Annotated in this window: 12 protein-coding genes; 9 read left to right on the top strand and 3 right to left on the bottom strand. The window is 64.0% G+C overall.

Annotated elements, in window-relative coordinates:
• The 6 genes from A3764_RS10980 to A3764_RS10955 all read left to right on the top strand — a co-directional run.
• The coding region (locus A3764_RS10980; RefSeq protein ID WP_150122144.1) for a glycine cleavage T C-terminal barrel domain-containing protein at positions 1 to 298 on the top strand (298 nt) is incomplete at its 5' end.
• On the top strand, positions 291 to 860 hold the full coding sequence (locus A3764_RS10975) for a sarcosine oxidase subunit gamma (protein WP_067925155.1): 570 nt from the start codon (positions 291 to 293) through the stop codon (positions 858 to 860). The genes A3764_RS10980 and A3764_RS10975, both read left to right, overlap by 8 nt.
• A gap of 78 nt (positions 861 to 938) precedes the next feature.
• Entirely contained in the window at positions 939 to 1,328 is a 390-nt protein-coding gene (locus A3764_RS10970; RefSeq protein WP_067925158.1) for a hypothetical protein, read from the top strand.
• A gap of 96 nt (positions 1,329 to 1,424) precedes the next feature.
• Positions 1,425 to 2,024, top strand: coding sequence for a superoxide dismutase (locus A3764_RS10965; protein ID WP_067925161.1), 600 nt, complete (start codon positions 1,425 to 1,427; stop codon positions 2,022 to 2,024).
• 118 nt (positions 2,025 to 2,142) lie between these two features.
• A complete protein-coding gene (locus tag A3764_RS10960; protein ID WP_067925205.1) occupies positions 2,143 to 2,352 on the top strand; it encodes a hypothetical protein in 210 nt (69 codons plus the stop codon).
• Positions 2,349 to 2,798, top strand: a complete 450-nt coding sequence (locus A3764_RS10955) for a host attachment family protein (protein WP_067925164.1) — start codon at positions 2,349 to 2,351, stop codon at positions 2,796 to 2,798. The genes A3764_RS10960 and A3764_RS10955 overlap by 4 nt, the downstream gene beginning before the upstream one ends.
• 291 nt (positions 2,799 to 3,089) lie before the next feature.
• Here A3764_RS10955 and A3764_RS10950 read toward each other — a convergent pair whose 3' ends face one another.
• A complete protein-coding gene (locus A3764_RS10950; protein WP_067925167.1) occupies positions 3,090 to 3,644 on the bottom strand; it encodes a TIGR00730 family Rossman fold protein in 555 nt (184 codons plus the stop codon).
• Positions 3,645 to 3,742: 98 nt separating this feature from the next.
• On the opposite strand from A3764_RS10950, the gene A3764_RS10945 reads away from it, so the two are divergent.
• From A3764_RS10945 to A3764_RS10935, 3 genes are all read left to right on the top strand, one after another.
• Positions 3,743 to 5,815 carry a LysM peptidoglycan-binding domain-containing protein gene (locus A3764_RS10945; protein WP_150120828.1) on the top strand — a complete coding sequence of 691 codons (2,073 nt, stop codon included), beginning with the start codon at positions 3,743 to 3,745 and terminating at the stop codon, positions 5,813 to 5,815.
• 84 nt (positions 5,816 to 5,899) lie between these two features.
• Positions 5,900 to 7,759: an ABCB family ABC transporter ATP-binding protein/permease gene (locus tag A3764_RS10940; protein ID WP_067925173.1), complete on the top strand. Its 1,860-nt coding sequence runs from the start codon at positions 5,900 to 5,902 to the stop codon at positions 7,757 to 7,759.
• On the top strand, positions 7,756 to 8,100 hold the full coding sequence (locus tag A3764_RS10935; RefSeq protein ID WP_067925176.1) for a hypothetical protein: 345 nt from the start codon (positions 7,756 to 7,758) through the stop codon (positions 8,098 to 8,100). Before A3764_RS10940 ends, A3764_RS10935 begins: the two co-directional genes overlap by 4 nt.
• 35 nt (positions 8,101 to 8,135) lie before the next feature.
• Here A3764_RS10935 and A3764_RS10930 read toward each other — a convergent pair whose 3' ends face one another.
• Together A3764_RS10930 and A3764_RS10925 are read right to left on the bottom strand one after the other, a co-directional pair.
• Complete coding sequence (locus A3764_RS10930; RefSeq protein ID WP_067925179.1) at positions 8,136 to 8,591, bottom strand: DUF302 domain-containing protein; 456 nt, start codon at positions 8,589 to 8,591, stop codon at positions 8,136 to 8,138.
• A 92-nt stretch (positions 8,592 to 8,683) separates the two neighbouring features.
• On the bottom strand, positions 8,684 to 10,902 hold a 2,219-nt coding region (locus tag A3764_RS10925), incomplete at its 5' end, for an efflux RND transporter permease subunit (RefSeq protein WP_150122143.1).

Raw genomic sequence — 10,902 nt, 5'->3', positions numbered from 1 at the left:
TCCCAACCGCTGGAAGCTCGTGGGGCTGGAAACCACCGACGGCAGCACCCTGCCGGACGGGGCCTATGCCGTGGGCGAGGGCGAGAACGAGAATGGCCAGCGCAACATGATCGGGCGGGTGACGTCGACCTACCATTCGCCGACGCTGGATCGCGGCATCGCGATGGGGCTCGTGCTGAACGGCCCGGACCGGATGGGCGAAGTGCTGCGCTTCCCCGGAACCGATGGCAAGACCTATGAGGCGCGGATCGTCGATCCGGTCTTCTACGACAAGGAAGGGGAGAAGCAGAATGTCTGAACCCGTCAGCGCCCTGAACAACATCAGCCACACCGGCGGCATCGCCTCGATCTCCGAGATTGGCCCACTGGGCATGATCACCCTGCGCGGCGATTTGTCCGCCGGGTGGATGCGCAAGGCCGTCAGCGCCGCCGGGGGGGTCAACCTGCCCGAACAGGGGCGCAGCAACTTCGAAAGCGATCGGGGCGTGGCTTGGATGTCGCCCGATGAACTCTTGCTGATCTGTCCCTACGACGAGGTATCGGACCGGTTGGAACGGGTGCAGGGGGCATTTGCCAACCGTTTCGCACTGGCTGTCAATGTCTCGGACGCGCGCGCCGTCTTTGATGTGAGCGGCCCCGCCGCGCGCGAAGTGGTGGCAAAGCTCGCCCCGGTGGATCTCGCACCCGGGGAGTTCGAGCCGGGTCAGTTCCGCCGCACACGGCTCGCCCAAGTTCCCGCCGCGCTCTGGATGCTGGAGGAGGACCGCATTCGCCTTGTCGTTTTCCGCTCTGTCGCGCGCTATGTCTTCGATCTTCTGTCCGTGGCCGCGCAGCCGGGGTCCGAGGTCGGGCATTTCTGATCGTTGAGGCGCCGGTTCGGTACAGGCGGCCAGGACCCGGCAGCGAAGCGTCGGATAGGGTACGCCAGAGCCATCGCGATGCTGCTTGTACTGGGGGCCGGGCCCGTGCAGGCGGAAGGTCTGCTCTATGACTGCGACATGCGCGATATCGAACGGGGGCGGGGCTGGATCTCTCCCAAGATCGCGCTGGTCGTGCCGGGGGATGGAAGCGTCACCGTCGTCGATGCGATCACGCTGCTCTTTACCGGCAGTACCGTGCCGGGCACATTGGTACGCGATGACGCGAAACGGCTCATCGTCAAATGGAGCGTTCCGGACGTTCGCGCCGACAATGGCCGCAGCTTCGCGCACTTCGACTATCGCGCGTCGCTGGCAAAAAGCACCGGCTTGCTGGACCTCACCGCGGGGCCGCGGAGTTCCGAACGTGGGTTCAGAAGCCGCGGAAACTGCCGTCCGCGGCGTGGATAGCCATGGAACCGGGCCATCAGGCAGGCGTTGACCTTGACGAAGGCCCTGTGAACGCATCATGTGGCCCACGGAAATACCAAAGAGGAGGCCCACCCGATGGCTTTTGAACTTCCCGATCTTCCCTACGCCCATGACGCTCTCGCATCCAAGGGGATGTCGAAGGAGACGCTGGAATATCACCATGACAAGCACCACAAGGCATATGTGGACAATGGCAACAAGCTCCTGAACGACAGCGAGCACAAGGACAAGTCCCTCGAAGAGATCGTCAAGGCGACCTACGATCCCTCGGGCGTGCCGCAGTCCGGCCTTTTCAACAACGCCTCGCAGCACTGGAATCACAAGCAGTTCTGGGAGATGATGGGCCCCGGCGACGCGGGCATGCCCGGCGAGCTGGAAAAGGCGATCAACGAAAGCTTCGGTTCGGTCGACAAGTTCAAGGACGAGTTCAAGACGAAGGGCGGCGGCCAGTTCGGCTCCGGCTGGGTCTGGCTGGTCAAGGATACAGACGGCAGCCTGAAGGTCACAAATACCGCCAATGGCATCAACCCGCTTTGCTTCGATCAGACCGCGCTGCTGGGCTGCGATGTCTGGGAACATTCCTACTACATCGATTTCCGCAACGCCCGGCCCGACTACCTGACCAACTTCCTTGACAAGTTGGTCAACTGGGAAAACGTCGCGAGCCGTATGTAAATACCTGCACGAGCGAGATTTTTCAGGCCCCGTCGGTTCATCCGGCGGGGCTTTGTCATGGAACCGGGGGGCAGGGGCGGCGTTGGTCCTTCAGAAACATCGAATGGAGGATTCCACCATGGCCGAGCGTAAGAGATCGAAGGACGGTGTTCGGGAGACCGAAAAGATCGTGAACACCGATTCCGGCGTTCAGCAGCAGGGCCGCGAGGGCGGCAACCTGCAGCGGGACGTGGCCACACAGGATGAAAAGAAGCGCAGCACGGAAACCCCTGCAGGCGCGACCCGTGTCACCGGTGAAGACAAGCGCAAGCATGGAGAGGACGAATGACCAAGTTGAAGAACGGCACATGGGTTCTGATTGCCGACGGCGAAAAGGCGTTGATCCTTGAAAACCAGACCGACGGAGAAGACCCGTTTCTGGAGGTTGTGCGCAAGGAAGAACAGGAAAACCCGCCCAACCGCGAACAGGCGGCAAACCGGCGCGGGCGCTTTAACGATGGCCCGTCGGTTCACCGGTCCGCTGTGGATGACACGGATTGGCACCAACTTGCCAAGGACCGGTTCGCCGGGGAGCTTGCCGATATCCTGTACAAGCAGGCCCACAAGGGCAATTTCGACAGCATCGTTCTGGTGGCCGACCCGGGCACGCTCGGGGAATTGCGGAGCGAATTGCATCAGGAAGTCTCCGACAAGGTGATCGGTGAAGTGCCGAAAACCCTGACCAATCACCCGATCGACGACATCGAGAAAATCGTGAAATCGGAACTCGCTTGATTATTGTTTCCCCGGCGCCGACAATCGTGCTGCGCCGGGGCCTTCGTTTCAGAATTGTACTCTGACGCACGGCGGGGATTGTTGCGCTGCAGCAACGCCTCACGATTGCGGTGAAGTGAACCGCCGGGGCGCAATGAGTCAGCCAATGCGCTCTTCTGGAGACCGACGGCGGTATGCGGCCATTTGCCGTCGTTTCCTCGTTTGGGGGAGGAAAGGAAGACGACGCTCAGAGCATTACCGGCTTAGGCTTCCCTCCACTCCGACTCGCTCCCGCGAGCCGGACAAATCGCATCACTCCTCCAGAAGCTTTTCCAGCTCCCGCAGCGCGCCGTCCGCATCGGGAACTTCCTTGAAATACCCCAGCAGGCTTTCATCCGCGAAACCTTCGCTCACGATATGGCGCATCATGCTCATTAACGGCGTCCAGTAACCGTTTGTATTAACGATGATAACCGGCTTTTCATGCAGGCCCAGCTGCCGCCATGTGAGCACTTCGAAAAACTCGTCGAGCGACCCCGCGCCGCCGGGCAGGACAACCACGGCATCGCAGTTCATGAACATCACTTTCTTTCGTTCATGCATCGTTTCGGTCACCACATATCGCGTCAGATCGGTCTTTCCGACCTCCCAATCGACGAGATGGCGGGGGATCACCCCGAAGGTATCTGCCCCGGCCAGCTGCGCCGCGCGGGCCACGGTGCCCATCAGGCCGACGTCGCCGGCACCGTAAACCAGTCGCCAGTCCCGCGCCGCGATGCCCTTTCCGAGCGTTTCGGCATCACTGGCGAAGGCCGGGTCGCTGCCCGGGCGGGAGCCGCAATATACGCAGATGGAACGGTGGGGCATGAGATATCCTGTCTTGAAAATGCTCGAAGGGCTTCACTGTGTTTTGACCGGCGTAAACCCGCTTGCTAGAAAGGAATGACATCAGGGGGATGGATGCAATGGCGAAAGCGCGCAGGGGCAGAGGCCGGCTGTTCGGCATACTGGCGACCGGGCTTCTGGTCGCCGCGGCCATTGCCTTTGTCGCTTGGTGGGATGTGCGGATGGATATTCCCCCGGACCCCGAAACTGTCGCGACCGCCGTGAAGCGGGAAGATGGGGGCGCACCTCCTGTCGCCACTGCCATCGGTTCCGACGATGGGTCTGTGGCGGCGGTATCCCCCGGCGCACCTGCGGGCGCGCCGCTCCCGCCGCCAGCGCCCGAACTGGCGGAGGCGGAGCTCTCTGCCGATGGGGCGGGCGATGTCGCGGTGGAAGCGGATGCAGCGCCTGTCGAGACGGATACCACGGTCACCCGGATCGGTGAGCCGCCCGCGCCATCGGAAACCCCCGCCGCGCCGGAGCCGTCTGACGCGGCGCAGCGCGCGGCCCAGATCGAACCGCAGGAGAGCGCGACCGTCGCGCCGGGTTCCGACCCCGAAACACCCGAAGGGAAAGACGAGAACTCCACACGCCCCGAGGGCATCGCGGCTGTTTCGCCCGAGCCCGAAGGTCAAAGCGTCGCGGCATTGTCTGATCCCTCCGAAACCGCGCCCTCCGCGACCCCCACTCAGGACGTGACCGCAGAGAAGTCCGATCCCGATGCGGATATCGCCGAAAGCACCCCGACCCCTTCCGCTCAGACCATTTCCCCCGCCTTCGACGAGTTGCGCAGGGAAGAGGACGGCCTGACCGTCATCGCGGGCCGCGCCTCCCCCGGGGCGCGGGTGGAGGTGTTGCAGGATGGCCGCCCCGTGGCCACCGCCACGGCGGATGGCAGCGGCAAGTTTGCCGCCATCGCCTTTGTCCCGCTGGACGGCGAAGGGCATATCCTTTCCCTCACCCAGACCTCCGACGGGCAGACCCTGCGTTCGGATGAGGACGTGATCCTCGCCCCCCTCGTCGCCGCTTTGGCGGAGGATTCAGCCGGGGCGGACAGGGCACAGGTCGTTACCTTGCAGGGGGCCGAACAGGATGCGCCTTTTGAGACCGGGCCGAGTGTAGCGGCTGACGGGGATGAGACGACGGGCTCAGAAGGTCCGGTTGCGGCTCTCGATAGCGCCGAGGCGGATAGTAGCAATGTGACCCGACCTATGGCGGGCGCGGAAGCGGAACCCCCTGTGCAGGGGAGCGAGGCGATTCCGTCAGACAGCAAAGATCTTGCGGAGGCTGACCCGGCGCCAACCGCGCCAGGGGATGGGGATGAAAGCACGCTGGCGGAAGCGCCAACCGCACAACCGCCCGCTGACCGTTTGGCGGCATCCGAAAATGTAGAAACCGAGGCCCCAGCGACCTCACCGCAAGCCGTCCCCGCTGCGACCGGAGAAGGGACACAAACCGCCGGCACCGACGCCAGCCCCGGCACGGCAGGGCAAGAGGCACCGGCTGTGCAGACCGCTGCGCCATCGCCTGACGCCGCCCCCGTGACGGGAGGTGGTGGCACCGAACTCGCCGCACTTGCCCCGCAGCCCGACCCGGCAGAGACCGCACCGCCTAGCCCCACTTCGGGCGCGATCCTGCGGGCCGACCGCAACGGGGTGGAGGTGATGACACCCGCCAGCCCCCAAGTCATGTCCAACGTCGCCCTCGATACCATCAGCTATTCGGAAACCGGCGACGTGCAACTGGCGGGGCGGGCGCAGTCCGACGCCACGCAAATCCGCGTCTATCTGAACAACAACGCGATCATCGATCTTGCCGTGGATGGCGAAGGCCGCTGGCGGGGCGATCTGCCGAACGTGGATGAAGGGATCTATACCCTTCGCGTGGACGAGATGGACGCCGAAGGCACCATCACCAGCCGGGTGGAGACGCCGTTCAAACGCGAATCCGCCGAGAACCTTGCCGCGGCGACGCGCAGTGGGGACGGTCCGGTCAGCGTGGTGACGGTGCAGAAGGGCGATACGCTCTGGGCGATCTCGCGGGAGCGCTATGGTGACGGTCTGCTCTATGTCCGCGTGTTCGAGGCCAATTCAGACGATATCCGCGATCCGGACCTGATCTACCCGGGGCAGGTTTTCGACCTGCCGAAGTAGGGCTGCTCGGCCCCGTCATCGGCCGGGACTGGCAACCCATCGCGCGCTGTCCTATGTAGACGGCTAACAAGTTCAGGACATTTCATGCCAGCCGATACCGCCCGCGCATCGCGCCCCAAGGCCGATGTAACCTCACCCATGACCGAAGAAGAGATCGCGGAGGCGGCAGAACGGCAGTCGAGCTTGCTGGTTCTGCGCAAGGTCGCGCCCTATCTCTGGCCCTCCGACATGCCTTGGGTCAAGCACCGGGTGATCTGGGCCATGGTCGCGCTGGTGGTGGCCAAACTGGTCACTGTCGCCACGCCGGTGTTCTACAAGGGCGCGGTCGACGCGCTATCGGGCGAAGGCGCGCCCATGCTGGCGCTGGGGGCCATCGGTCTGACGGTGGCTTACGGCATGGCGCGGCTGATGGGCGTGGGGTTCCAGCAGGTGCGCGATGCGGTTTTTGCCCGCGTGGGGCAGCGGGCCTTGCGGATGCTGGCGCTGGAAACCTTCGAGCATATTCACAAGCTGTCGCTGCGCTATCACATCACGCGCAAGACCGGCGGGCTGAGCCGCATCATCGAGCGGGGCGTCAAGGGGGTCGATTTCCTTTTGCGGTTCCTGCTGTTTTCCATCGGGCCATTGATCCTCGAACTCATACTCGTGGGGATCATCCTCGCCGTTCTGTTCGATTTCTGGTATCTCGTCGTCGTTGCGGTGACCATCGCGCTCTATGTCTGGTTCACCTTCTCGGTGACCGAATACCGGGTGAAGCTGCGGCGGCAGATGAACGATCAGGACACCGACGCCAACCAGAAGGCGATCGACAGTCTGCTGAACTATGAAACGGTCAAGTATTTCGGCGCGGAGCATCGCGAAGCCGCGCGCTATGACATGGCGATGGCAGGCTACGAGGAAGCCGCGATCAAGACCAACTATTCGTTGGCATTCCTCAATTTCGGGCAATCGCTGCTGATTACAGCGGGTCTCGTGATCGTCATGGTCATGGCGGCGGTGGGCGTGCAGAACGGTGATCTGACCGTCGGCGATTTCGTCATGGTCAACGCCTATATGATCCAGTTGACCGTGCCGCTGAACTTCCTCGGTACGGTCTACCGCGAGATCCGGCAGGCCCTGGTGGACATGGGTCAGATGTTCCACCTGCTGGAACAGCCCGCCGAGATCACAGACAAGCCTGACGCCGCCGACCTTCGGGTAGAGGGCGGGCGCGTCACCTTCGATGATGTCCGCTTCGGCTACGACCCCGACCGGGCGATCCTCAAGGGCGTCTCGCTCGAAGCGCAACCGGGGGAGACGGTGGCCATCGTCGGCTCCACCGGCTCCGGCAAATCCACCATCGGTCGGTTGCTGTTCCGCTTTTACGATGTGCAAGGCGGCGCGGTGCGGATCGACGGGCAGGATATCCGCGACGTGACGCAGGACAGCCTGCATCAGGCGATCGGGGTCGTGCCGCAGGACACCGTGCTCTTCAACGACACCATCGGCTACAACATCGCATACGGGCGGGACGAGGCGACGCGGGACGAGGTCATCGCCGCCGCCAAGGCCGCGCAGATCCACGATTTCATCAACCGCCTGCCACAGGGCTATGACACGATGGTGGGTGAACGGGGGCTGAAGCTGTCGGGGGGTGAGAAACAGCGCGTCGGTATCGCCCGGACCTTGCTGAAGGACCCGCCCATCCTGCTGCTGGACGAAGCGACAAGTGCGCTCGACAGCGAGACCGAGCATGAGATTCAGGATGCCCTGCGTGCCGCCGGTCAGGGGCGTACTGTGCTGACCATCGCGCACCGGCTGTCCACCATCGCGGAGGCCGACCGCATCGTGGTGCTGGAACAGGGCGAGATCATCGAGCAGGGCACCCATGAGGCGCTTTTGGCCGAGAGCGGCCGGTACGCGCAGCTCTGGCATCGTCAGCAGTCCGAAGGGGACGGTGCTTGAACGCAAGGCGGAAGGATTATCCCGAAACGCCGGACGGGCGGTATTTCGTCGCCAAGGGCAGGCTGTGGCGCAAGACGGATCCCCGCCTGTCAGACAGTGAGCGGCGCGCGGCGGTGAAGGCGCTGATGCAGGCCCGGATGGCCGTGAAACACGCGGATACCGAAGCCGCGACCCGCGCGGCGCGCGCCGCAGTGGACGCCGCCAAGCAACGGTTGGGGGAACGTGGCCCGGTCTGGTGGGATGACGGCACGCCCGATGAAGGCAACAGGCATCCGTGCAACACGCGGTACGCGGCGTGGTGGGCTGCACTGGATGAAGAGGCACGGGCGCGCGGTAGCTGAACGCGGCCCGTGCGGATCGATTTCGGGCGCTGGGTTCAGCTTCCCTCGGCGATGGCCTTGCTCGTCAGCTTGTCGAGCGCGCCTGCCATTTTCTCCAGATACTCGGCGTCTTCCGGCAGGCCGTGCATTTCGGCAAGGGTTTCGGGCTGGTGATAGACCACATGCACCTGACCCTTGTCGTCCGCATAGGCCAGCACCCGCATCGGCAGGTCGAGGCCGGCGGTCTGCTTGTCCTTCATCGCCGGGGTGCCGAGTTCGGGGTTGCCGAAGATCAAGAGCTGCGTCGGGCGCAGTTCCATATCGGCCTTCATCGCGCCTTCGGCGTGATCGACCCGGGCGAAAACGGTCGCACCCGCGTCTTCGACAGCGGATTCCAGACGGTCGATCGTATCGGGAACCGAATGCGGGCTCATTTTGTGGACAAGATCGGCGGCCATGGCGGGAAATGCGAGTGTCGCGCCCAGAACGGCGGCGCTCAATGTGCGTAGCATAATGGCTCAACTCCTTATGTGTGAACACATCAGGTTAGCGCTGCATCGGGAGCGGACTAGGGGCGCGGCGGGCACGCCCGGTCACGTCGGCGTCATTCCGCGACGCGCAGCCCTTTGGGAGGCGGGGCAGGGCGTATTGTGCCCTTTTCCTGCCAGATCAGTTCGGCGCTGCGCAGGCGGCGGGCGTCGCGGCGCAGGGCCCAGTCCTGTGCGGCGCGGCTGGCCCGGCCGAGCGACAGCTTCGCAAGCAGCCGCGCGATCCAGCGGATATAGGTGGTGGCCCAGACCCGGATCGCCAGCAGCGAGGGGGTGACCATGAGCGTCAGGACCGTGGCGACGCCCAGTCCGAAGACCACCGCCGTCGCCAGTTGCTTCCACCACAGCGCGGTGGGGCTGTCGATCGTGTAGCCGCCTTCGGTGAAGTTGAGCGACAGGCCGAACATCATGGGCGCAAGCCCCGCCATGGTGGTGATCGTGGTCAGCAGCACCGGGCGAATGCGCGCCTGTGCGGTGCGAATGATCGCTTCGATCCGGGGCATGTAGCGCTCGAACTCCTGATAGGTGTCAATCAGGATGATGTTGTTGTTCACCACGATTCCGGCCAGCGCCACGATGCCGGTGCCGGTCATGATGATCGAAAAGGTCTGGTCCATCACCAGCATCCCGATCAGCACGCCCGTGGTCGACAGGACGACCGCCACCAGCACGAGCACCGAATTGTAGATGCTGTTGAACTGGGCGAGCAGAATGATGAACATCAACCCCAGTGCTGCGCTGAAGGCGGAACTGAGGAATGCCTGGCTTTCGGCCTGATCCTCCTGATCGCCCGTCCATTCAGAGGTGACGCCCAGAGCGAAGGGCGTCGTCGCGAGCCATTTGTCGATCTCGGCGATGCGTTCATTGGCGTTCACCGGCAGGACGCGCAGCGCGCCCGCGTCCAGTTCGCGCTGAAGAGTGGCCGCCGCGACATCGCCGGAAAGGTGGATCGCGCGGTAACTGCCGTCCACCGTCGTGACGTCAGCGGGCATGCCGGGGTCCACCGGTTGGAGGGTCGCGACAGGTTCGGGCAAGGCGGTATCATCGCCGCTGCCCGCAGGCACCAGTTTCACGAGGCCGGGCAACACATCCGCCTTGATGTCCAGATGCCGTTTCTGATCGATCCGCGAAATTTCGGCCAGTTTCGGCACCGGCGTGCGGGTGATGAAGTTCGACAGCGGCACCAGCCCGTCGCGGGTGCGCACTTTCAGCGTATCCAGCGTGGACAGGACGCGATCATCTTCCGGCAGGCGGACGCGGATCTCGATTTCCTCGTCAGAGCTGTCCACCCGCATGGTGTCGAGCAGCAGGCCCCGCGTCACCAGTTGGACCATCGCGCCCACGGTCATCACGTCCGCCCCGTATTGACCGGCCTTTTCCACGTCCACGTCGATGCGCCAGTCGATCCCGGGCAGGGGGCGGGTATCTTCGATCAGCGTGAGGCCGGGGGTTTTTTCGAACCGGGCCCGGGCCGCTTCGGTGGCGGCGACGAGATCGGCGAAGCTGTCGGACTTCAGGCGCAGATGCACCGGCTTGCCGGAAGCGGGGCCGCGGGCCTGCGCCAGAATCTCGACCCGGATGCCGGGAATCTCCTGCAGCCGTGCTGTCAGATCCTCGATAATGACATCGCCGTCATAGGCCGGATCCTGGTATTCGCGGGCCAGCTGATAGCCGATGAAGGGCAGGGTAAAGAGCGGCTCGCTCCTGTTGGGGCGGTCTTCCCAAGGAATCGTTTCAAGCTGAATCTGCCCGATGGAATCCTTGGGGGCCTGTGCGCCGCCTGTGTTGCTGTCGAGCCCGCCCTCGCCCGCGAAGGCAAAGGCCGTCTGCACGCCGGGATGTGCCAGCACGACATCCTCGGCCTGTTGCAGCAGCGCGTCCTTTTCCTCCAACGACAGGTTGCCGCGCGCCAGCACGTAGACGATGGCCTGTTCCGGCTCCGACTCCACAAAGAATTCGACGCCCCGGTTGTTGTTGCCGAAGTAGATCATCACCGTGCCGACAAAAACGAAGACGACCCCCGTCATCACCAGCGGCATGACCGGATTGCCAGTGATCGCCGCGATCACATGCCCGAAGAAAGACCGGCGATAGCCCGCATCGATCCGTTCGCTGCTCCGCCGGAACAGACGCGATGCCAGCCAGCTACCGAAACGACCCAATCGCGTCAGCAAGGCGAAGGCCCCCAGCAGGAACAGCATCGCGCCGCCCAGAAGCAGCGTCATCAGCGCCGCTGCCGCGACCAGACTGGCGAAGACGACCGCGAAGGTCGGAA

The sequence above is a fragment of the Sulfitobacter sp. HI0129 genome, from assembly GCF_001635395.1.
In the GTDB taxonomy this organism is placed as follows: domain Bacteria; phylum Pseudomonadota; class Alphaproteobacteria; order Rhodobacterales; family Rhodobacteraceae; genus Sulfitobacter.
The sequence above is the reverse complement of the archived record's forward strand: the minus strand, read 5'-3'. Positions and strand labels throughout refer to the sequence as shown.

Bases quoted from the DNA above. Each gene is read 5' to 3' on its own strand.
- A3764_RS10945 (WP_150120828.1), top strand. From the start codon at position 3,743: ATGGCGAAAGCGCGCAGGGGCAGAGGCCGGCTGTTCGGCATACTGGCG.
- A3764_RS10950 (WP_067925167.1), bottom strand. From the start codon at position 3,644: ATGCCCCACCGTTCCATCTGCGTATATTGCGGCTCCCGCCCGGGCAGC.
- A3764_RS10965 (WP_067925161.1), top strand. From the start codon at position 1,425: ATGGCTTTTGAACTTCCCGATCTTCCCTACGCCCATGACGCTCTCGCA.
- A3764_RS10955 (WP_067925164.1), top strand. From the start codon at position 2,349: ATGACCAAGTTGAAGAACGGCACATGGGTTCTGATTGCCGACGGCGAA.
- A3764_RS10940 (WP_067925173.1), top strand. From the start codon at position 5,900: ATGCCAGCCGATACCGCCCGCGCATCGCGCCCCAAGGCCGATGTAACC.
- A3764_RS10930 (WP_067925179.1), bottom strand. From the start codon at position 8,591: ATGCTACGCACATTGAGCGCCGCCGTTCTGGGCGCGACACTCGCATTT.
- A3764_RS10960 (WP_067925205.1), top strand. From the start codon at position 2,143: ATGGCCGAGCGTAAGAGATCGAAGGACGGTGTTCGGGAGACCGAAAAG.
- A3764_RS10975 (WP_067925155.1), top strand. From the start codon at position 291: ATGTCTGAACCCGTCAGCGCCCTGAACAACATCAGCCACACCGGCGGC.
- A3764_RS10970 (WP_067925158.1), top strand. From the start codon at position 939: ATGCTGCTTGTACTGGGGGCCGGGCCCGTGCAGGCGGAAGGTCTGCTC.